The sequence below is a fragment of the Microterricola viridarii genome (assembly GCF_001542775.1).
Classification (GTDB): domain Bacteria; phylum Actinomycetota; class Actinomycetes; order Actinomycetales; family Microbacteriaceae; genus Microterricola; species Microterricola viridarii_A.
The window spans coordinates 1197151-1218787 of the sequence record NZ_CP014145.1 but is presented as its reverse complement, the minus strand read 5'-3'; the positions used below and the strand labels follow the sequence as shown (position 1 = coordinate 1218787).

16 protein-coding genes and 1 pseudogene are annotated in these 21637 nt (G+C 67.5%); 6 read left to right on the top strand and 11 right to left on the bottom strand.

All coding sequences use genetic code 11. From position 1 onward, the window contains the following. Window positions 1-585 precede the first annotated feature (585 nt). Window positions 586-1506, bottom strand: a complete 921-nt coding sequence (locus AWU67_RS05545) for a heme o synthase (protein WP_067227097.1) — start codon at window positions 1504-1506, stop codon at window positions 586-588. Between the two features lie 266 nt (window positions 1507-1772). On the opposite strand from AWU67_RS05545, the gene tkt reads away from it, so the two are divergent. From tkt to pgl, 6 genes are read left to right on the top strand one after another with little or no spacing between them, the layout of a single operon-like run. Then, a complete protein-coding gene (tkt, locus tag AWU67_RS05540; protein ID WP_067227096.1) occupies window positions 1773-3866 on the top strand; it encodes a transketolase in 2094 nt (697 codons plus the stop codon). Between the two features lie 25 nt (window positions 3867-3891). Further along, a complete protein-coding gene (gene tal, locus AWU67_RS05535; RefSeq protein WP_067227095.1) occupies window positions 3892-5004 on the top strand; it encodes a transaldolase in 1113 nt (370 codons plus the stop codon). After that, window positions 5001-6605: a glucose-6-phosphate isomerase gene (locus tag AWU67_RS05530; protein ID WP_067227094.1), complete on the top strand. Its 1605-nt coding sequence runs from the start codon at window positions 5001-5003 to the stop codon at window positions 6603-6605. The genes tal and AWU67_RS05530 overlap by 4 nt, the downstream gene beginning before the upstream one ends. A gap of 34 nt (window positions 6606-6639) precedes the next feature. After that, window positions 6640-8181 carry a glucose-6-phosphate dehydrogenase gene (gene zwf, locus AWU67_RS05525; RefSeq protein WP_067227093.1) on the top strand — a complete coding sequence of 514 codons (1542 nt, stop codon included), beginning with the start codon at window positions 6640-6642 and terminating at the stop codon, window positions 8179-8181. Further along, on the top strand, window positions 8178-9146 hold the full coding sequence (locus tag AWU67_RS05520; RefSeq protein WP_067227092.1) for a glucose-6-phosphate dehydrogenase assembly protein OpcA: 969 nt from the start codon (window positions 8178-8180) through the stop codon (window positions 9144-9146). The genes zwf and AWU67_RS05520 overlap by 4 nt, the downstream gene beginning before the upstream one ends. After that, complete coding sequence (gene pgl / locus AWU67_RS05515; protein WP_067227091.1) at window positions 9143-9913, top strand: 6-phosphogluconolactonase; 771 nt, start codon at window positions 9143-9145, stop codon at window positions 9911-9913. The genes AWU67_RS05520 and pgl overlap by 4 nt, the downstream gene beginning before the upstream one ends. 75 nt (window positions 9914-9988) lie before the next feature. Here the strand turns inward: pgl and AWU67_RS05510 are convergent, their stop codons facing one another. The 10 genes and pseudogenes from AWU67_RS05510 to uvrA all read right to left on the bottom strand — a co-directional run bounded on the left by AWU67_RS05510 (window position 9989) and on the right by uvrA (window position 21517). Next, a complete protein-coding gene (locus AWU67_RS05510) occupies window positions 9989-10354 on the bottom strand; it encodes an RNA polymerase-binding protein RbpA (protein ID WP_067227090.1) in 366 nt (121 codons plus the stop codon). Between the two features lie 85 nt (window positions 10355-10439). Continuing rightward, on the bottom strand, window positions 10440-10691 hold the full coding sequence (secG, locus tag AWU67_RS05505; RefSeq protein ID WP_067227089.1) for a preprotein translocase subunit SecG: 252 nt from the start codon (window positions 10689-10691) through the stop codon (window positions 10440-10442). Between the two features lie 121 nt (window positions 10692-10812). After that, a complete protein-coding gene (gene tpiA, locus AWU67_RS05500; protein ID WP_234407371.1) occupies window positions 10813-11616 on the bottom strand; it encodes a triose-phosphate isomerase in 804 nt (267 codons plus the stop codon). Then, entirely contained in the window at window positions 11604-12821 is a 1218-nt protein-coding gene (locus AWU67_RS05495; RefSeq protein ID WP_067227088.1) for a phosphoglycerate kinase, read from the bottom strand. The genes tpiA and AWU67_RS05495 overlap by 13 nt, the downstream gene beginning before the upstream one ends. A gap of 11 nt (window positions 12822-12832) precedes the next feature. Beyond that, window positions 12833-13839, bottom strand: a pseudogene (gap, locus tag AWU67_RS05490) (type I glyceraldehyde-3-phosphate dehydrogenase). 93 nt (window positions 13840-13932) lie between these two features. After that, window positions 13933-14559, bottom strand: a complete 627-nt coding sequence (locus AWU67_RS05485; RefSeq protein WP_067227087.1) for a superoxide dismutase — start codon at window positions 14557-14559, stop codon at window positions 13933-13935. Window positions 14560-14678: 119 nt separating this feature from the next. After that, entirely contained in the window at window positions 14679-15659 is a 981-nt protein-coding gene (gene whiA / locus AWU67_RS05480) for a DNA-binding protein WhiA (protein ID WP_067227086.1), read from the bottom strand. Between the two features lie 59 nt (window positions 15660-15718). Continuing rightward, a complete protein-coding gene (gene rapZ / locus AWU67_RS05475; RefSeq protein ID WP_067227085.1) occupies window positions 15719-16591 on the bottom strand; it encodes an RNase adapter RapZ in 873 nt (290 codons plus the stop codon). Between the two features lie 62 nt (window positions 16592-16653). Further along, the gene (gene uvrC / locus AWU67_RS05470) at window positions 16654-18567 is read right to left on the bottom strand and encodes an excinuclease ABC subunit UvrC (protein ID WP_067227084.1); all 1914 of its coding nucleotides are present in this window, start codon (window positions 18565-18567) and stop codon (window positions 16654-16656) included. Window positions 18568-18583: 16 nt separating this feature from the next. Further along, the gene (gene uvrA / locus AWU67_RS05465; protein WP_067227083.1) at window positions 18584-21517 is read right to left on the bottom strand and encodes an excinuclease ABC subunit UvrA; all 2934 of its coding nucleotides are present in this window, start codon (window positions 21515-21517) and stop codon (window positions 18584-18586) included. Window positions 21518-21637 lie beyond the last annotated feature (120 nt).

Genomic DNA, 21637 nt, shown 5'->3' with positions numbered 1-21637 from the left:
GAATGCGACGGCACCGACGCCCCACGGAACCCGCTGGTCGAGTAGCGAGGAACGAGCGTATCGAGACCCCGCACGGGGGCTCGCTCCCACACGGTGTCGGGGTCTCGATACGGCCCTGGCGGGCCTACTCGACCAACGGGAGTGGGCGCCCTGCGCAGCTGCTGCTGCCGTTTGCGCGGTGCGCCTAGAAGGGCAGCAGCGGGCCCACTCGACCAACGAAGGCGACGGCACTGATGCCCCACGAAAACCCGCTGGTCGAGTAGCGAGGAACGAGCGTATCGAGACCCCGCACCGGGGCTCGCTGCCCACGGTGTCGGGGTCTCGATACGGCCCTGACGGGCCGACTCGACCAGCGAAGTCGACGGCACCGACGCCCCCACGGAAACCCGCTGGTCGAGTAGCGAGGAACGAGCGTATCGAGACCCCGCACGGGGGCTCGCTGCCCACTGTGTCGGGGTCTCGATACGGCCCTGGCGGGCCCTACTCGACCAACGGGAGTGGGCGCCCTGCGCAACTGCTGCTGCCGGTGGCGCACGGAAACGGCCCCCTTCCAGCGTGCAGAAGGGGGCCGTTTGCGCGGTGCACCTAGAAGGGCAGCAGCGGGTCGATGCCCACGGCGACGAACAACAGCGTGAGGTAGGCGATGGAGCCGTGGAACACGCGCATCGGCGAGACCTCGTTGTGCCGGATGGCGTGGTTGTACAGGCGGTGGGTCTCGTAGATGAACCAGCCGCCGGTCACGAGGGCGACGGCCGTGTAGACGATGCCCATGCCGGCGACGGGCACCAGCAGCAGCGAGCAGGCGACGGTGGCCCACGCGTACAGGATCGTCTGCAGGCCAACCTGCGCCCGGCCCCGCACGACGGCCAGCATCGGCACGCCCGCGGCCTTGTAGTCGTCGCGGTACTTCATCGACAGCGGCCAGTAGTGCGGCGGCGTCCACAGGAAGATGATCGCGAACAGGATGATCGGCGGCCAGGAGACGTCACCGGTCACGGCGGCCCACCCGATGAGCACCGGCATGCAGCCGGCAACGCCGCCCCAGACGATGTTCTGCGCGGTGCGGCGCTTGAGAATCAGGCTGTAGAAGACCACGTAGAGCAGGATCGCGCCCAGCGAGAGGGCGGCGGCCAGCCAGTTCGTGAAGAAGCCTAGCCAGAGGATCGACGCGATGCCGAGTCCGTAGGCGAAGACCAGGGCTTCGCGCTCGCTCAACTCCCCCGTCACCAACGGACGGTTCTTGGTGCGCTTCATCACGCGGTCGATGTCGCGGTCGATGTAGCAGTTGAATGCACCGGCCGAGCCGGCGCTCATTGCGCCACCGATCAGGGTGGCCAACACGAGCCACAGGCTCGGGATGCCGTTCTGCGCCAGGATCATGGTCGGCGCGGTGACGACCAGCAGCAGTTCAATGACACGCGGCTTCGTCAAAGCCCAATAGGCACCGAGTTTGCGCCGCAAATCGGGTCGCTGGCTCAGTGTGCGATTCTCTAGTGCGACGTCCATTGCTCCTCTTACACCCGGGTACTCAGCCAATTCTAGGCTACGCACGGCGACTCTCTCGATGTCGTCATATCCATGCGGGCGATGTAACGCTGTCCCTATACTGAAGAAGCCCGCCGGTCTCCAGCGCGCGCACATGCTTCCCAGCCGCTTCAAAGCGGTAGGCATGCGCGCCGGATCAGCCAACGACGACTGCGGCACGGCATACCTCACCGGGAGTGCAGACGACAAGTATCTGTCTCCCTACCGCTTAGAAGGGTCAGTATCCAGTGGCAGATCTGCAATGGGATTCCATTGATAGCAAGGCAGTTGACACCGCCCGCATCCTCGCGGCTGACGCAGTGGAGAAGGTGGGCAACGGCCACCCCGGAACGGCGATGAGCCTCGCCCCCGCCGCCTACCTGCTGTTCCAGAAGGTCATGCGCCGTGACCCGTCCGACCAGCACTGGCTGGGCCGCGACCGGTTCGTGCTCTCCGTCGGGCACAGCTCGCTCACCCAGTACGTCCAGCTCTACCTCGGTGGCTACGGCCTCGAGCTCGATGACCTCAAGGCGCTGCGCACCTGGGGCTCCAAGACCCCCGGCCACCCCGAGTTCGGCCACACCGACCACGTCGAGATCACGACCGGCCCGCTCGGCCAGGGCCTGGCCTCCGCCGTCGGTTTCGCCTACGCCGCACGCTTCGAGCGTGGCCTGTTCGACCCGGAGGCCGCAGCGGGCACCAGCCCCTTCGACCACTTCGTCTACGTCATCGCCGGCGACGGCGACCTGCAGGAAGGCGTCACCAGCGAGGCATCCTCGCTGGCCGGCCACCAGCAGCTCGGCAACCTCATTGCGATCTACGACAGCAACCAGATCTCGATCGAGGACGACACGCAGATCGCCTTCACCGAGGACGTCGCCAAGCGCTACGAGTCCTACGGCTGGCAGGTGCTCACCGTCGACTGGAAGAAGACGGGCGAGTACGTCGAGGACATGGCGGAACTGCACGCAGCCATTGAGGCCGCGAAGGGCGAGACCGACAAGCCGAGCCTGATCGTGCTGAAGACCATCATCGGATGGCCGAGCCCGAAGAAGCAGAACTCCGGCAAGATCCACGGCTCCGCCCTCGGCGCCGAGGAACTGGCCGCCGTCAAGGAGGTGCTCGGCTTCAACCCGGCCGAGAGCTTCGCCGTCGCCGACGAGGTGCTCGCGCACACCCGCAAGGCCGTTGAGCGCGGCGCAGAGCAGCACGCGGAGTGGCAGGTCGGCTTCGACGCCTGGGCCGCCGCCAACCCCGAGCGCAACGCCCTGCTGCAGCGCGTTCTGAGCGGCGAGCTGCCCGCAGAGGCCGAAGCGGCACTGCCCGTCTTCGAGGGCGGCACCTCCGTGTCGACCCGCGCCGCCTCCGGCAAGGTCATCAACGCCCTCGCCGGCGTCATCCCCGAGCTCTGGGGCGGCTCCGCCGACCTCGCCGAGTCGAACCTGACCACGATCAACGGTTCCGCGTCGTTCGTGCCGAGCGAGCACTCCACCCACGAGTGGAGCGGCAACCCGTACGGCCGCGTGCTGCACTTCGGCATCCGCGAGCACGCCATGGCCGCCATCATCAACGGCATCGTCCTGCACGGAAACACCCGCGCGTTCGGCGGCACCTTCCTCATCTTCAGCGACTACATGCGCCCGGCGGTCCGTCTCGCCGCGCTCATGAAGGTGCCGTCGATCTTCGTCTGGACGCACGACTCCGTCGCGCTCGGCGAGGACGGCCCGACCCACCAGCCCATCGAGCAGCTCGCAACGCTGCGTGCGATCCCGGGCCTGGACGTGGTGCGCCCCGGCGACGCCAACGAGGTCAGCTACGCCTGGCTCGAGATCCTCAAGCGTCGTGGCGGCCCCGCCGGCATCGCGCTGACCCGTCAGAACATCCCCGTGTTCGAGCGTGGCGAGGGTGCGGCCTCCGGCGACATCCTGGCCTCGGCGAAGAACACCGCCAAGGGCGCCTACGTGCTGGCGGATGCCGCAAACGGCAACCCCGACGTCATCATCATCGCCACCGGCTCCGAGGTGCAGCTTGCCCTCGGCGCCCGTGAGCAGCTGAAGGCCGAGGGCGTGCACGCCCGTGTCGTCTCCGCCCCGAGCCTGGAGTGGTTCGAGGAGCAGTCGGCCGAGTACCGCGCGTCGGTCCTGCCGAAGGACGTCACCGCCCGGGTATCGGTTGAGGCCGGTCTGGCGTTGACATGGAAGAGCTACATTGGCGACCGGGGTCGCAGCGTCTCGATCGAGCACTTCGGTGCCTCGGCCGACTACCAGACCCTGTTCAACGAGTTCGGCATCACCACCGATGCCGTTGTCGCCGCCGCCAAGGAATCGATCGCGTCGGCCTGAGCCGCGCAAAGGAGTTTTGAACACAATGACTGAAACCACTCCCCTCTCCGAGCTTTCCGCCGCCGGCGTCAGCATCTGGCTGGACGACCTCTCCCGCGACCGGATCGTCTCCGGCGGCCTCGAGAAGCTGATTGCAGAGAAGAACGTCGTCGGTGTCACCACCAACCCGACGATCTTCGCCAACGCGCTGGCCAACGGAACCTCCTACTCGGCCCAGGTTGCCGAGCTCGCCGCGGCCGGCACGAGCGTGCACGACGCAGTCTTCGAGATCACCACGGATGACGTCGCCGCAGCCAGCGACATCTTCCGCCCGGTCTACGACCGCACCAATGGCGTCGACGGCCGCGTCTCGATCGAGGTCGAGCCCGGCCTCGCCCACGACGCCGCCGGCACCATCGCCCAGGCCAAGCAGCTCTGGGCCAAGGTCGACCGCCCGAACGCCATGATCAAGATCCCGGCGACGATCGAGGGCCTCGAGGCCATCACCGAGACCATCGCAGCCGGCATCAGCGTCAACGTGACGCTCATCTTCAGCCTGGCCCGCCACCAGCAGGTCATCGACGCCTACATCGCCGGCCTCGAGAAGGCGAAGGCCAACGGCCACGACCTCGCCACCATCCACTCGGTCGCCTCGTTCTTCGTCTCGCGTGTCGACACCGAGATCGATGCCCGTCTGGTTGCCATCGGCACCGACGAGGCCATCGCCCTCAAGAGCAAGGCTGGCGTCGCCAACGCGCAGCTCGCCTACCAGGTGTTCGAGCAGGCCTTCGCCAGCGACCGCGCCCAGGCCCTCCTCGCCGCCGGCGCCAACAAGCAGCGCCCGCTGTGGGCCTCGACCGGTGTCAAGGACCCGAACCTGCCCGACACCCTCTACGTGACCAACTTGGTTGCCGCCGACGTCGTCAACACCATGCCGGAGAAGACGATGGAGGCGACGTACGACCACGGCGTCATCACCGGCGACACGGTCACCGGCTCCTACGCAGAGGCACAGGCCGTTCTGGACGCACTCGCAGCCGTCGGCGTGTCCTACGACGACGCCACCGCGGTTCTCGAGTCCGAGGGCGTGTCCAAGTTCATCGTGTCGTGGGGCGAGCTGCTGGAGACGGTCACGGGCGCCCTCGAGGCAGCCAAGTGACCTTCGGCATCGCGGTCGGCGGCGCGGCAGCAGACGCTGTCCGCCGCCACCTCCCCGCCCTCGTCGCCGAAGAGGTGGCCTCGGGGATCACCGCGCAGAACCCGACACTCTGGGGCGCGGACGCCGAGTCCGAGTCCGCTGTCCGCCTCGGCTGGACAGAGTCGGTCGCGATTTCGCGCCCCCTCGTCCCGGAGATCCTCGCCCTGCGCGAGGAACTGCACGCGGCCGGCGTGCGCCACATTGCCCTCGCCGGCATGGGCGGCTCTTCGCTGGCGCCAGAGGTCATCACCCGCACCATGGGCGCCCCGCTCACCGTGCTGGACTCCACCGACCCCGGCCAGGTTCTCGCCGCGCTGAACGACCGGCTCGCCGAGACGGCCATCGTCGTGTCGTCGAAGTCCGGCTCGACCGTGGAGACCGCCAGCCAGCGCCGCGTCTTCGAGAAGGCGTTCACGGATGCCGGCATCGACCCGACGACGCGCGTCATCGTGGTCACCGACCCCGGATCCCCGCTGGACGTCTCTGCCCGCGCCGCCGGCTACCGCGTCTTCAACGCCGACCCGAACGTGGGCGGCCGCTACTCGGCGCTCACCGCCTTCGGCCTGGTGCCGTCCGGCCTCGCCGGTGTCGACATCGCGGAGCTCCTCGACGAGGCCGACGCGATCTCGCTGCCCCTCGCCGTCGACAACGAGTCGAACCCCGGCCTGATCCTGGGAGCCGCCATCGCCGGCACCTCGCCGTTGCGCGACAAGCTCGGCCTGCTGGCCGACGGCACCCACATCGTCGGCCTGCCCGACTGGGTGGAGCAGCTGATCGCGGAGTCGACCGGCAAGCTCGGCACCGGCCTGCTGCCCGTCGTGCTCGAAGAGGGCGCGTCGGAGATCGAGAACGCGCTGGACGACCTCCTGCTCGTCCGTCTCGTCGACGACGCCGGCCAGCACCTGTTCCTGGACGGCGACGCAGCAGAGGTCCGCGTCAGCGGCACCCTGGGCGCCCAGTTCCTGGTCTGGGAGTACGCAACGGTCGTCGCCGGCCGCCTGCTCGGCATCAACCCGTTCGACCAGCCCGATGTGGAGTCGGCGAAGATCGCAACCCGCGGCCTTCTCGACGCCCGTCCCGAGCCCGCCCCTGCCGCCTTCGTCTCAGAGGGCATCGAGGTGCGCGGCACGCCGGAGGTCATCGGCGCCGCCAGCGACCTGCAGTCGGCCATCGACGTACTGGTCGAGGAGGTGCCCGAGAACGGGTACATCTCGATCCAGGCCTACGTCAACCGACTGGCATTGCCGCAGCTGACCGAGCTCCGGGCACTCCTCGCAGAGCGCTCCGGCCGCCCCGTCACCTTCGGCTGGGGCCCGCGCTTCCTGCACTCGACCGGGCAGTTCCACAAGGGTGGCCCCGCCGTCGGCGCCTTCCTGCAGATCCTGGCCACCCCGGCCGAGGACCTCGACATCCCGGAGAGCCCGTTCACGTTCGGCGAGCTCATCCAGGCCCAGGCGAGCGGCGATGCCAGCGTTCTGGCCGCGCACGGACGCCCTGTGCTCACTCTCACGCTGACGGATGCCGCGGCAAACGTGAGCACCCTGTTCGACGCCGCTCGCTGACCCCGAGCCAGCCGCCATCTTTTCGAGGAGTTTCATGCCACCGGTGAACATCACCGCGGATTCCAACCCACTTCGGTCCCCGGCCGATTACCGCCTGAACCGCATTGCCGGTCCGAGCGGGCTCATCATCTTCGGCGTGACGGGTGACCTGTCACGCAAGAAGCTGATGCCGGCCGTGTACGACCTGGCAAACCGCGGCCTGCTGCCGCCCGGATTCGGTCTGGTGGGCTTCGCCCGCCGCGACTGGGCCGACCAGGACTTCATGGAGATCGTGCACGACGCTGTCAAACAGTACGCACGCACCGAGTTCCGTGAGGAAGTGTGGGCCCAGCTGGCCCAGGGAATCCGGTTTGTGCCGGGAACCTTCGACGATGAGGCGTCCTTCGAACGACTCAAGGAAACGATCGACGAGCTGGATCGAGAGCGTGGAACCATGGGCAACCATGCGTTCTACCTCTCGATCCCGCCGAAGGCGTTCCCGCAGGTCACCGAACAGCTGAGCAAGTCCGGCCTGGCCAAGGGCACGGATGGCTCCTGGCGTCGTGTCGTGATCGAGAAGCCGTTCGGCAGCGATCTGAAGACGGCGCGCGAGCTGAACGCCGTCGTCGAGTCGGTGTTCCCGGCCGACTCGGTGTTCCGCATCGACCACTACCTGGGCAAGGAGACGGTGCAGAACATCCTCGCGCTGCGCTTCGCCAACCAGCTCTACGAGCCCATCTGGAACGCGAACTACGTCGACCACGTGCAGATCACGATGGCCGAGGACATCGGTGTCGGCGGTCGTGCCGGCTACTACGACGGCATCGGCGCGGCCCGCGACGTCATCCAGAACCACCTGCTGCAGCTTCTCGCCCTCACCGCGATGGAGGAGCCGATTTCGTTCGACGCCTCCGCACTGCGGGCAGAGAAGGAGAAGGTGCTTGCCGCCGTGCGGCTGCCGGAGGACCTCGGCACCGGCACGGCTCGCGGCCAGTACGCCGGCGGTTGGCAGGGCGGCGAGAAGGTTCTCGGCTTCCTCGACGAGGACGGCATGAACCCGGAGTCGCTCACCGAGACCTATGCGGCCATGAAGTTGACCATCGGCACCCGCCGCTGGGCCGGCGTGCCGTTCTACCTGCGCGCTGGCAAGCGCCTCGGCCGCCGCGTCACCGAGATCGCCGTGGTGTTCAAGCGGGCGCCGCAGCAGCTCTTCGCCGACAGCCAGACCTCTGAGCTCGGCCAGAACGCCCTCGTGATCCGGGTGCAGCCCGATGAGGGTGTCACCATCCGTTTTGGCTCCAAGGTTCCCGGTGCCGGCATGCAAGTGCGCGACGTCACCATGGACTTCGGCTACGGCCACGCCTTCACCGAGGCGAGCCCCGAGGCATACGAGCGACTCATCCTCGACGTGCTGCTCGGCGACCCGCCCCTGTTCCCCCGGCACGAAGAGGTCGAGTTGTCGTGGAAGATCCTCGACCCGATCGAGGAGTTCTGGGAGACCCAGGGCCAGCCGGAACAGTACAGCCCCGGCAGCTGGGGACCCAGCTCCGCCGACGATCTTTTGGCCCGCGACGGCCGCGTCTGGAGACGCCCATGATCATCGATCTGCCCAACACCACCATCAGCCAGGTGTCCAAGGCCCTGGTCAAGATGCGCGACGAGAACGGTGTCGTGGCCCTCGGCCGTGTGCTGACCCTCATCATCGCCGCCTCGACCGGATCCGAAGAGGAGGCCATCGAGGCCGCCAACGACGCCTCGCGTGAGCACCCGATGCGGGTCCTCGTCGTCTGCACGAACCCCGCGGATGCCGACCAGGGCCCCGTCGAGTCGCGCCTGGACGCCGAGATCCGTGTCGGCGGCGACGCCGGCGCCAGCGAGGTCATCATCCTGCGGGCCAGCGGCGAGGCTGCATCCGACGAGCAGAGCCTCGTCATGGGGCTGCTACTGCCCGACGCCCCCGTCGTCACCTGGTGGCCCGGCCTCGCGCCGACCGTTCCGGGTCTCGCCCCGCTCGGCCGCATCGCCCACCGCCGCATCACGGACGCCTCGGCGCAGCCGAACCCGCAGGCCGCGCTGCAACAGCTCGCCGAGAACTACAAGCCGGGCGACATCGACTTCGCCTGGACCCGGTTGACGCTCTGGCGCGCCCAGCTGGCCGCCGTGCTCGACCAGCCGCCGTACTCCCCCGTCACGGCCGTCTACATTGAGGGCAGCGACGACTCCCCCTCGACGACGCTGCTCAGCGCTTGGCTGCAGTTCGCCCTCGAGGCCGACACCGAGTACGTGCTGACGCCCGGCATCACCTCGCACGGCATCCACAGCGTGCGCCTGGAGCGCTCGACCGGCGCCATCGAGTTGAGCCGCACCGGCGGCGGTGTCGCCCGGCTGACCCAGCCGGAGCAGCCCACTCACTCGCTCGCGCTCCCCCGCCGCAACCTCCGCGACTGCCTGGCCGACGAGCTGCGCCGGCTCGACCCCGACGAGCTCTATGGTCTGGTGATCACCGAGGCACTGGCTAGACTCGGGGCAGCAACGCCGATGACGACGAGGAGCGCAGTATGACCAACGAACGCCGAGTGCTGGTGCACCCCGACAAGCAGGCCCTGGCCGGTTCTGTCGCCGCCCGCTTCATCACGAAGACGCTCGACATCCTCGACGACCTCGGCAGCGCCAACATCGTGCTGACCGGTGGCTCGATGGGCTCCGGAGTTCTCGCCGCCGTCAACGAGTCGGCAGCCAGGGACACGCTGGACTGGTCGCGGATCCACTTCTGGTGGGGCGATGAGCGCTGGCTCCCGGCCGGCGACGCCGAGCGCAACGACCAGCAGGCGTTCGACGCCCTGCTCAGCCACATCGATATTCCGGCGGGCAACATCCACCAGTTCCCGGCCTCCGATGGCCCGCTCGACCTCGATCAGGCCGCGGATTCCTATGCCGCAGAGCTCGCCGCGCACGCGGAAGAGGGCGCCGAACTCCCCCGCCTGGACATCACGTTCCTCGGCGTCGGGCCGGACGGCCACATCGCCTCCCTGTTCCCGCACCGTTCCGGCATCCAGGTCAACGACCGCACCGTGATCGCGGTGCGCGACTCGCCGAAGCCACCGGCGGAGCGGCTCAGCCTGACCCGCCCGGTGCTGAACCACTCCGACCGCGTCTGGATGGTTCTCGCCGGCTCCGACAAGGCTCCAGCCCTCGGCCTCGCATTGGCCGGCGCGAGCCGGGACGAGGTTCCGGTCGGTGGTATCAAGGGTCGTAAGCGCACCGTCTTCTTCGTCGACCGCGATGCGGCCGCCGAGGTGCCGGAGGCGCTCATCGCCCCGTCGTACTAGCCTCTCCCTGCTCAGAGCAGGCAACAGAAAAGCCCCAGCCGATGGCTGGGGCTTTTCTGCATGTGGATGCTGGTGTTAGTTCGCGACGACCTTGCCGCGACGCACACGAAGCTGCTCGAGCGCCTCCTGCAGGAGCTGCTCTGCCTCCTCCTCCGTGCGACGTTCCTTCACGTAGGCGAGGTGAGTCTTGTACGGCTCCAGCTTGGCGACCGACGGAGGGTTCTCCTTGTCGCGACCGGCCGGGAGGCCAGACTGCGGCGAGTCGATCGTCAGCGGGATCTCCTCGTCCGGCAGGACGGCAGAGAAGTAGCGGATCGTCTCGTTGCCGAGGGCGTCCCAGTAAGAAATGGCCACACGGTCCGCGTGGTAGCCACGGTCCTGTTCGCCCATGGGGCCTGCGCCGACGCGCGACCCCCGAATTGCACTGCCGCCTGATGCCATGGCTGCCTCCGCTGCTAAAAATGGTGCTGTGAGTGTGCGCCCGCCGGGGCGGGTGCGGTGGCGATGCCCGTGCGGGCACCGCGGATTACAAGCCGGTGTCGAACTTGGTGATGAGGCCGAGCACGATGATGCTCGAGACCCAGATGAGTCCGAGGATAACGGTGATCCGGTTGAGGTTGCGCTCTGCAACGCCGGACGCGCCGAGGTTGCTGGTCATGCCGCCACCGAACATGTCGGAGAGGCCGCCACCGCGACCCTTGTGCAGCAAGATCAGCATGGTCAGCAGCAGGCTCGTCAAACCGAGCACGACCTGCATTACTACCTGGAGAATTTCCACGAGAAACCTTTCACAATGCGAAGCAGGAACGCCGCGCCAAGACCACAGACGATTATAGCCTGACGCGGCATCCGAGTACCGGATGCCGCGCCCAAGCTGTTGTCGTTCCGAACGTTTCGGGTTAGAGACCCACGTGCTGCTTGTAGCGGCTGATGCTCGCGAACTCGTTGATGTCCAGGCTCGCACCGCCGACGAGAGCGCCGTCGACGTTCGGCTCGCGCATGAAACCGGCGATGTTGCCCGACTTCACGGAACCGCCGTAGAGGATGCGGGTCTTCGCGGCGACATCGTCACCGAGCAGCTCGACGAGCACGGCACGCAGGGCCGCGGCGACCTGCTCGGCCTGCTCCGGCGTTGCGGCCTGGCCGGAGCCGATGGCCCAGACCGGCTCGTAGGCCACGACGAAGTCGGCTGCGCCGCTCACGTTGGCCAGCGCTGCACGCAGCTGGGCGACGGGGACGGCGCTCGGGCCGTGCTTCTCGAGGTCTTCCGCCGTCTCGCCGACGCAGATGATGGGGGCGATGTTGTGCTCGAGGGCTGCGGCAACCTTCGCCGCGACCTGCTCGTCGGTCTCGCCGTGCAGCGTGCGCCGCTCGGAGTGGCCGATGATCACGTAGCGGCACTCAAGCTGCGCGAGGAACGCGGCAGAGATCTCGCCGGTGTACGCGCCGGAAACGTGCTCGGAGACGTCCTGCGCGCCGAAGGCGAGCGGGAGCTTGTCGGCCGAGACCAGGGTCTGCACGCTGCGGAGGTCGGTGAACGGAGGGAACACCGCAACCTCGACGCTGCCGAAGTCGTGCTTGGCCTCGGTGAGGTTCCAAGCCAGCTTCTGCACGAAAGCGATCGCCTGGAGGTGGTCCAGGTTCATCTTCCAGTTGCCGGCGATGAGGGGGGTTCTGTTGCCGTTCGTGGTCATGCTGTCCATCCGAGTACCTCCAGACCGGGAAGACGCTTGCCCTCGAGGAACTCGAGGCTTGCACCGCCACCGGTCGAAATGTGACCAAACTGGTCATCGTTGAAATCAAGTGCGCGCACGGCTGCGGCAGAGTCGCCACCGCCGACGACGCTGAGGCCGGAGACCTCGGTGAGGGCCTGCGCGACGGTACGGGTACCGGCAGCGAAGGGGGCGAGCTCGAAGACGCCCATCGGGCCGTTCCAGAACACGGTCGTCGAGGTGCGGATGACCTCGGCGAAGCGTGCGGCGGTGTCCGGTCCGATGTCCAGGCCGAGGCCGGATGCACCGAACGGGGTGTCTTCGATGGCGTCGGCTGCACGCACGAGAACCTCGGCGTCCGCACCGAACTTCGACGCGACGACGACATCCGTCGGCAGCACGATCTCGACGCCCAGACGTTCCGCCTCGGCCAGGTAGCCCTTGACGGTGTCGATCTGGTCGACCTCGAGCAGGCTCGAGCCGACCTTGTAGCCGAGTGCGGCGAGGAAGGTGAAGAGCATCCCGCCGCCGATGAGCAGCGAGTCGACGCGGGGCAGCAGGTGCCCGATCACGCCGAGCTTGTCTGACACCTTGGAGCCGCCGAGGACCACGGCGTATGGCCGCTCAGGGTTCTCGGTCAGGCGGTCGAGCACCTCGAGCTCGGCGGCGATCAGCAGACCGGCCGCGCTCGGAAGAAGCTCGGCCAGCTCGTAGACGCTGGCCTGCTTGCGGTGGACGACACCGAAGCCGTCGGAGACGAGGGCGTCACCGAACGCCGCGAGCTGGGCCGCGAATGCGGTGCGCTCCTCGGCGACCTTGGACGTCTCTCCCGCGTTGAAGCGCAGGTTCTCCAGCACCGCGATCTCGCCGTCGGCGAGGGCGGAGACGGTTGCCTGCGCCGAGGCGCCGACGGTGTCGGTGGCGAACGCGACAGGCTTGCCCAGCAGCTCGCCGAGACGGCTGGCAACGGGGGCGAGGCTGTAGCGCTCGTCCGGTGCTCCCTCAGGGCGCCCGAGGTGTGAGACAACGCTCACGCGGGCGCCCTGAGAGAGCAGGGCGTTCAGGGTGGGCAGCGACGCTCGCACACGACCGTCATCCGTGATCTGGCCGTCTTTCAACGGCACATTGAGATCACAGCGCACAATGACGTGCTTGCCTGCGAGCGGACCGAGGGAATCAATCGTGCGTAGCGACATGCCCGCCCTGCTTAGAGGCTCGCGGCGACGAACGTGGTGAGGTCAACCAGGCGGTTGGAGTAGCCCCACTCGTTGTCGTACCAGGACGCAACCTTGACCTGGTCGCCGATCACCTTGGTGAGGCCGGCGTCGAAGATCGAGGAGTGCGGGTCGCCGACGATGTCGCTGGAGACAATCGGGTCCTCGGTGTAGCTGAGGATGCCCTTGAGGGGCCCTCTGCTGCAGCCTTGTACGCTGCGTTCACTTCTTCGACCGTGACGGGGCGCGAAGCGGTCAGCGTGAGGTCGGTGATCGAGCCGGTGGGGATCGGAACACGCAGGGCGTAGCCGTCGAGCTTGCCGACGAGCTCGGGGATGACGAGGCCGAGGGCCTTGGCAGCACCGGTGGAGGTCGGAACGATGTTGACGGCGGCGGCGCGGGCGCGACGCAGGTCGCTGTGCGGGCCGTCCTGCAGGTTCTGGTCGGCCGTGTAGGCGTGAACAGTGGTCATCAGGCCACGCTCGATGCCGAAGTTGTCCAGGAACACCTGAGCCAACGGCGCGAGGCAGTTGGTGGTGCAGGACGCGTTCGAGATGACGTCGTGGGTCGCGGCGTCGTAGGTCGACTCGTTGACACCGAGAACGATGGTCGCAACGTTCTCGCCGGTGGCGGGAGCGGAGACGAGAACCTTCTTGGCGCCGGCCTCGATGTGCTTGCGGGCAAGCTCAGCCTTGGTGAAGAAGCCGGTGGACTCGATGACGATGTCGACACCCAGCTCTCCCCAGGGGAGGTTGGCGGGGTCGCGCTCGGCGAGAACCTTGATGGCCTTGCCGTTGACGACAATGCTGTCACCCTGCAGCTCGACGGTGGCGTCGAGGCGTCCGGCGACAGAGTCGTACTTCAGCAGGTGGGCGAGGGTCTTGGGATCAGTGAGGTCATTGACCGCAACAATCTCAATGTCGCTGCCCTTTGCGAGGGCGGCGCGGAAGTAGTTACGGCCAATGCGGCCGAATCCGTTGATACCGATCTTGACGGTCACGAAATACTCCTGTTTCTGGGGGCGCTAAGCGCATGGTGGACGAAGCAAATTGAGACGACGTTGTCCCCAGGCAGTGCCCGAGGACACCGCATGCTATGACAGTAGCAGGAGGCCGTCGGTCTTCACTCGCGCGGTGTCGAAGCGTGACTGCACGTTCGACCAGTCGACGATGTTCCAGAACGCCTTCACGTAGTCGGCGCGAACATTGTGGTAGTCGAGGTAGTAGGCGTGCTCCCACACATCGAGCATCAGCAGTGGGACGGTGCCGGCCGCGAAATTGGCCTGCTGGTCGAAGAACTGCTGGATGATCAGCTGCTGGCCGATCGAGTCCCAGGCCAGCACGGACCAGCCGGAGCCCTGCACGCCGAGCGCCGTGGCCGTGAAGTGCGCCTGGAACTTGTCGAAGGAGCCGAAGAAGTCGTCGATGGCCGCGGCCAGCTCGCCGACCGGCTTGTCGCCGCCGTTGGGCGACATGTTGGTCCAGAAGATCGAGTGGTTCACGTGACCACCGAGGTTGAACGCGAGGTCCTTCTGCAGCTTGTTCACGTTCGCCAGGTTGCCGGTCTCGCGGGCCTCGGCCAGCTGGGCGAGTGCCGTGTTGGCGCCGGTCACGTAAGCCTGGTGGTGCTTTCCGTGGTGCAGCTCCATGATGGCACCGCTGATGCTCGGCTCGAGCGCCGAGTAATCGTAGGCAAGTGCAGGCAGGGTGTATTCAGCCATTGATTGTCTCCTCTTTCATGACCGCGAGATTCGCGACCGGTTTCGACTTTTTCAGTCTAATCACGGCAACCCCGGGGCTGCCGAATCTGTTCCTGTGGCCCATCTGCCGGGCCCAACCCTTAGGCCTCGTCGAGGTCTGCGGGCAGGTTCGCGTCGGTGCCCGGGATTCCGAGGTCTGCGGCCTTCTTGTCGGCCATGGCGAGCAGACGGCGAATACGGCCGGCGACCGCATCCTTCGTCATCGGCGGCTCGGCGTGGTGACCGAGCTCGTCCAGGCTGGAGTCACGGAAGCGCAGGCGCAGCTCGCCCGCATACTTCAGGTGGTCCGGGATGTCGGTGCCGAGGATCTCCATGGCGCGCTCGACGCGGGCGCAGGCGGCCACGGCGGCCTGCGCGCTGCGGCGCAGGTTGGCGTCGTCGAAGTTGACCAGGCGGTTCGCGGTCGCCCGCACCTCGCGGCGCTGGCGCAGCTCCTCCCAGTTGCGCACGGTCTGCTCTGCACCCATGTGCACGAGCATCGAGCTGATCGCGTCACCGTCACGGATGACGACGCGGTGCACACCGCGCACCTCGCGCGCCTTGGCGGCGATACCGAGCCGGCCGGCGGCACCCACGAGGGCCATGGCGGCCTCGTTGCCCGGGCAGGTGATCTCCAGCGCGGCGGAGCGACCGGGGTCGGTCAGCGTGCCGGCGGCGAGGAACGCGCCACGCCAGACGGCGGCGATCTCCTCGCGGGAGCCCGTGGTGAGACGGTTCGGGAGGCCGCGGATCGGCCGGCGGCGGGCGTCGAGCAGGCCGGTCTGGCGGGCCAGCGTCTCGCCGCCCTCCATCACGCGGACCAGGTAGTTGTTGGTGCGGCGCAGCCCGGAGGCGGCGATCACGGAGACGCTGCTGCGCACCCCGTAGAGTTCGGCGAGGTCTTTGCGCACGCGGCGTGCGAGCACGGTGGAGTCCAGCTCGGACTCGACGGCGATGCGGCCGGAGATCATGTGCAGACCCCCGGAGAAGCGCAGGATCGTGGCGAGCTCGGCGGCTCGGACCGTGGTCTTGGCGACCTCGACCACGGAGAGTTCATCTTTTACGTCGGCGGTGAGAGCCAATCGTGTTTCCATTCTTTGCAGTGCCCAAAAGGCGTGGACAGGCGGCCGGGTGCGACCGCCTATTCGCGTCCGAGATCCCGATGTCGCACGCTCACGGCGACCCGGGGAAGGGCGCCGATCAATGCCGACAACTCCTTCACCATGGCGACGGAGCGATGCTTGCCGCCGGTGCAACCGACGGCGATCGTGACGTGACGTTTGTTTTCGCGCTGGTAGCCATCGAGCACGGGCTCGAGTGCGGCGGCGTACCGCGCGAGGAATTCCCTGGCCCCGGCCTGCTGCAGGACGAAGGCGGCGACATCACTGTCGAGCCCCGTCTGCGCGCGCAGCTCCGGGATCCAGAAGGGGTTGGGCAAGAATCGGGCGTCGGCGACGTGGTCGGCGTCGGCCGGCACCCCGTACTTGAAGCCGAAGCTGAGCAGCGTGACGCTGACGCCGACGGCATCCACCTCGGAGAAGTGCTCCCTGGTGACGGTGGCCAGCTGGTGGATGTTGAGGTCGGAGGTGTCGATGATCAGATCGCTGGCCCCGCGGATGGTGGCGATGCGGTTGCGCTCCGCGGCGATGCCGTCCAGCAGCGTGCCGTCGCCCTGCAGCGGGTGCGGCCGGCGCACGGACTCGAAGCGGCGCACCAGCACGTCATCGGCGGCGTCGAGGAAGACGACCCGGAGGGCAGTGCCCTTGCGGAGGGTCTGGATGGTCTCCTGCAGCTCGGAGAAGAAGTCACCGCCGCGGATGTCGACGACGGCCGCGATCTTGGGCAGGCTCGCCCCAGCACGCCCGGCAAGGTCGACGAACGGGCGCAGCATCTGCGGGGGGAGGTTGTCGACGACGTACCAGCCGAGGTCCTCAAGAGCGTTCGCGACGGTCGAACGACCGGCTCCGGACATTCCCGTGACGATCAGCATCTCGTGCTGCCGGGCATCCGCCATTGCAGATTCTCACCTTCGCTAGAAGAACTGGGGGGCTTCTAGCCTACCGAGCGCGCGGGCGTTCAGGCACGCAAGTGCCGATAGATCGCCTGTGCGAGGGCGGGACCGACGCCCCGGACCTCTGCGATCTGCTCCTCTGTGGCCTGTTTGAGCTGTGCGACGGAGCCGAAATGCTTGAGCAGCACTTTCACCCTGGCCGGCCCGAGCCCCGGAACCTCGCCCAGAACAGAGCTGATATCGCGTTTGCGGCTGGCCCGCTGGGCGGTGATCGCGAAGCGGTGCGCCTCGTCTCGGATCCGCTGGAACAGGAACAGGGCGTCGCTGTTGCGCGGCAGGATGACGGGGTAGTCGGAGTCCGGCAGCCAGATCTCCTCCAGCCGCTTGGCGATTCCGCAGAGTTGGATGCCCTGCACGCCGGACTCGCGGAGGGCGCGCGCCGCGGCCTCGACCTGTGGCTGGCCGCCGTCGACGATGAGCAGGTTCGGCGGGTAGCTGAACTTGCGGCGCTTCTCTGGCACGATGAGCTCGTCGCCCTCCCCCAGCGCTGCCTCGCCCTCGGCTTCGGCCGGAGTGTGGCCGGTCTCATCGGCCGGCTCGTCTTTCAGGTAGGCCAGGCGCCGTGTCAGGGTGCGGTAGATCGAGTCGGTGTCATCTGTGGACTCAGGGATGTTGAAGCGCCGGTACTGGTCTTTGCGCGGCAGGCCGTCCTCGAACACCACCATGCTCGCCACGATGTTGGTACCGCCCAGGTGCGACACGTCGTAGCATTCCATCCGCAGCGGCGCCTCCGTCATCCCGAGGGCTTCTTGGATGTCTTCGAGCGCCTTGGACCTGGCGGTGAAGTCGGAACTGCGCCGGGTCTTGTAGAGCATCAGCGAGTGGGCGGCGTTCTGCGTGGCAGTGGCCAGCAGCGCGGCCTTCTCGCCCCGCTGGGCGGCGCGCACCGCCACCTTGGCGCCGGCCATGCCGCGCAGCCACTCCTCCAGGGCCTCGGCGTCATCCGGGCGCTCGGGCACGACGATCTCGCGCGGCGGCGGGTTGTTGGGGCCGTACACGGTCTGCACGATGGAGTCGACGAGCTCCCCCATTGAGGCGTCGAGCCCCTTGTCGACCACCCAGCCGCGCACACCGCGGATGCGCCCGCCGCGCACCACGAACTGCTGGACGGCGGCCGCCAGCTCGTCGTGCACGATGCCGAACAGGTCGATGTCGACGGAGTCGCGCAGCACGACGGCGCTCTTCTCCAGCACGGCCTCCAGAGCGAGCACCTGGTCGCGGCGCTTGGCCGCCAGTTCGAAGTTCAGTTCGGCCGATGCCGCCTTCATCTCCTGCGTGAGCTCGTTGATCAGCTTGCGGTCCTGGCTGCCCATGAAGCTGACGAAGCGCATCACGATCTTGCGGTGCTCCTCGATGCTGACCAGCCCGGAGCATGGGCCGAAGCAGCGACCGATCTGGCCGGCGAAGCACGGCTTGCCCGACTGCATGGCGCGCTTGTAGTCGGAGTCCTTGCAGGTGCGAATCGGGAACGCCTTGAGCATCAGCTCGATGGTGTCGTAGACAGCCCACACCTTCGGGTAGGGGCCGAAGTAGCGCGCCCCCTTGATGCCGGTCGTGCGGGTGACGAGGGCGCGCGGCGCCTCATCGGCCAGGGTGACGGCGAGGTAGGGGTAGGACTTGTCGTCCTTGAACATGACGTTGAACGGCGGGTCGAATTCCTTGATCCAGGTGAACTCGAGCTGCAGCGCCTCGACCTCGCTGCCGACGACCGTCCATTCGACGCTGGTGGCTGTTGTCACCATGCGCCGGGTGCGCTCGTGCAGGCTCTCCAACGGGGCGAAGTAGTTGCTCAGCCGGGCCCGCAGGTTCTTCGCCTTGCCGACGTAGAGCACCCGCCGGTTGGCGTCGCGGAATCGGTAAACGCCCGGCTCTGTGGGGATCTCCCCCGTCTTGGGCCGGTAGCTCAGCACATTCGCCATCGAGGTTCCCGCTGGATCAGCCGGCGACCGCTGCGCGCGCCTTGGACGTGGTCTTCACCTTGCCCAGAGCGCCCTGCGTTGCGGCATCCACGGCCAGGACCTCCTTCAGGAAGACGCCGGTGTGGCTCTTCTTGCTGGCCGCGACCTGCTCAGGCGTGCCCGTCGCGACGATCTTGCCACCGCCGGAGCCGCCCTCGGGGCCGAGGTCGATGACCCAGTCGGCGCTCTTGATGACGTCGAGGTTGTGCTCGATCACGATGACGGTGTTGCCCTTGTCGACGAGGCTGTTCAGCACGATGAGGAGCTTCCGCACATCCTCGAAGTGCAGGCCCGTCGTCGGCTCGTCGAGCACGTAGACGCTGCGCCCGTTGGAGCGCTTCTGCAGCTCGGTGGCGAGCTTGACGCGCTGCGCCTCGCCGCCGGAGAGAGTGGTGGCGCTCTGGCCGAGCGTGACGTAACCGAGGCCGACCTCGACGAGGGTCTTCAGGTAGCGGTGGATCGCCGAGATGGGCTCGAAGAACTCGGCCGCCTCGCTGATCGGCATCTGCAGCACCTCGGCGATGTTCTTGCCCTTGTAGTGCACGGTGAGGGTGTCGCGGTTGTAGCGCGCGCCGTGGCACACCTCGCAGTCCACGTAGACGTCCGGCAGGAAGTTCATCTCGATCTTGATGGTGCCGTCGCCGGAACAGGTCTCGCAGCGGCCGCCCTTGACGTTGAAGCTGAACCGGCCGGGCAGGTAGCCACGGGTCTTCGCCTCGATGGTCTCGGCGAAGAGGGTGCGGATGCGGTCGAAGACGCCCGTGTAGGTGGCCGGGTTGGAGCGCGGGGTGCGGCCGATCGGCGCCTGGTCGACGTGGATCACCTTGTCGAGCTGGTCGAGGCCCGTCACCCGAGTGTGCTTGCCCGGCAGCTTGCGGGCGCCGTTGAGCTTGTTGGCGAGCACCCGGTAGAGGATGTCGTTCACGAGCGAGGACTTGCCGGATCCGCTGACGCCGGTGACGGCCGTGAAGGTGCCGAGCGGGAACTCGGCGGTGACCTTGCGCAGGTTGTTGGCCTGGGCTCCGACGACCGTGATCTGGCGTTCGGGGTCGATCGGGCGCCGCGTGTGCGGGGTGACGATCTGGCGCCGGCCGGCGAGGTAGTCGCCGGTGAGCGACTCGGTGTTCTTGATCAGCTCGGCGTAGGAGCCGGAATGCACCACGCGGCCGCCGTTGACGCCGGCGCCGGGGCCGATGTCGACGATCCAGTCGGCGGTGCGGATGGTGTCCTCGTCGTGCTCGACGACGATGAGCGTGTTGCCGAGGTCGCGGAGGGCCACGAGCGTCTCGATCAGGCGGCGGTTGTCGCGCTGGTGCAGGCCGATGCTCGGCTCGTCGAGCACGTACAGCACACCGGTCAGGCCGGAGCCGATCTGGGTGGCCAGGCGGATGCGCTGCGCCTCGCCGCCGGAGAGGGTGGCGGCGGCGCGGGCCAGGTTCAGGTAGTTGAGGCCGACCTTCACCAGGAAGTCGAGGCGCAGCTTGATCTCGCGCAACACCTGGGCGGCGATCGCCTGCTCGCGCTCGGTCAGTTCGAGCTTGTCCATGAAGCTTCGGGCGTCGGTCAGGCTGAGCTCACAGACATCCGCGATGCTCTCGCCGTGGATGAGCACCGCGAGCACCTCTGGCTTCAGCCGCTTGCCGTTGCAGACGTGGCAGGCGACCTCACGCAGGTACTCTGCCCAGCGGGCGCGCTGGTTGTCGGTCTCGGCCTGGGCGTACTGGCGCTCGATGTAGGGCACAACACCCTCGAAGCCGGACGTGTAGCTGACCTCACGGCCGTAGCGGTTCTTCCACTTGACCTTGACCTCGAAGTTGTCGCCGTTCATGACGGCGGCGCGCACGTTCGCCGGCAACTTGCGCCACGGCGTGGTCAGGTCGAAGTCGAGGTCTCGTGCCAGGCCCTCGAGCAGTTTCTCGTAGTAGCTGAACAGGCCCTTGCCCTGCGTCGTCCACGGCAGGATGACGCCCTCGGCGATGCTGAGCTCCGGGTCGCCGAGCAGCAGGTCCTCGTCGACCGACATCCGGGTGCCGAGCCCGGAGCACTCCGGGCAGGCGCCGAAGGGGGCGTTGAACGAGAAGGTGCGCGGCTCGATCTCGGTGAGCTGGATCGGGTGGTTGTTCGGGCAGGAGAGCTTCTCTGAGAACGTCTGCCAGGCCGCGTCGCCCTCTTTGTCGACGAAGTTGATCTTGACCAGGCCGTCGGTCAGGCGCAGCGCCGTCTCGAGCGAGTCGGTGAGCCGGCTGAGAAGTTCGGGGTCGGCGACGAGGCGGTCGACGACGACGGCAATGTCGTGCTTGAGCTGCTTCTTCAGCGTCGGCGGCTCGGAGAGTTGGATCTGCTCGCCGTCGACGATGGCGCGCGAGTAGCCGCCGGCCGCGAGCTCCTTGAAGAGGTCGACGAACTCGCCCTTCTTCTGGCTGACCACCGGGCTGAGGATCTGGTAGCGGGTGCCCGCCTCCAGCTCCATCAGCTGGTCAGCGATCTGCTGCACGGTCTGGCGCTGGATCTTCTCGCCGCAGACGGCGCAGTGCGGCACGCCGACGCGGGCCCAGAGCAGGCGCATGTAGTCGTAGATCTCGGTGATCGTGCCGACCGTCGAGCGCGGGTTGCGGTTGGTCGACTTCTGGTCGATCGAGACGGCCGGGCTCAGACCCTCGATGAAGTCCACGTCCGGGCGGTCGACCTGACCGAGGAACTGCCGGGCGTAGGCGCTCAGGGACTCGACATAGCGGCGCTGCCCCTCGGCAAAGATGGTGTCGAAGGCCAGTGAGGACTTGCCGGAGCCGGAGAGGCCGGTGAAGACGACGAGCGAGTCACGCGGAATCTCGAGGTCGACGTTGTGCAGGTTGTGCACGCGGGCACCCTGAACGCTCAGCTTGGACGTGGATTCGACTCTGGAAACTGACACCAGATAAGTCTAGGAGACACGCGGCGCTTTCGAAGACTCGTTCTACACGCTGGCGGCGAACATTCAGCCAGCGGATGCCGGGGCGGCCGCGCCCGGCGCTGTTGGCTTCGGTCGCTGGCG

Coding starts and splice junctions, on each gene's coding strand:
- AWU67_RS05545 (WP_067227097.1), bottom strand. CDS start 1,506: ATGGACGTCGCACTAGAGAATCGCACACTGAGCCAGCGACCCGATTTG.
- tal (WP_067227095.1), top strand. CDS start 3,892: ATGACTGAAACCACTCCCCTCTCCGAGCTTTCCGCCGCCGGCGTCAGC.
- zwf (WP_067227093.1), top strand. CDS start 6,640: ATGCCACCGGTGAACATCACCGCGGATTCCAACCCACTTCGGTCCCCG.
- AWU67_RS05520 (WP_067227092.1), top strand. CDS start 8,178: ATGATCATCGATCTGCCCAACACCACCATCAGCCAGGTGTCCAAGGCC.
- pgl (WP_067227091.1), top strand. CDS start 9,143: ATGACCAACGAACGCCGAGTGCTGGTGCACCCCGACAAGCAGGCCCTG.
- AWU67_RS05510 (WP_067227090.1), bottom strand. CDS start 10,354: ATGGCATCAGGCGGCAGTGCAATTCGGGGGTCGCGCGTCGGCGCAGGC.
- tpiA (WP_234407371.1), bottom strand. CDS start 11,616: ATGGACAGCATGACCACGAACGGCAACAGAACCCCCCTCATCGCCGGC.
- AWU67_RS05495 (WP_067227088.1), bottom strand. CDS start 12,821: ATGTCGCTACGCACGATTGATTCCCTCGGTCCGCTCGCAGGCAAGCAC.
- AWU67_RS05485 (WP_067227087.1), bottom strand. CDS start 14,559: ATGGCTGAATACACCCTGCCTGCACTTGCCTACGATTACTCGGCGCTC.
- rapZ (WP_067227085.1), bottom strand. CDS start 16,591: ATGGCGGATGCCCGGCAGCACGAGATGCTGATCGTCACGGGAATGTCC.
- uvrC (WP_067227084.1), bottom strand. CDS start 18,567: ATGGCGAATGTGCTGAGCTACCGGCCCAAGACGGGGGAGATCCCCACA.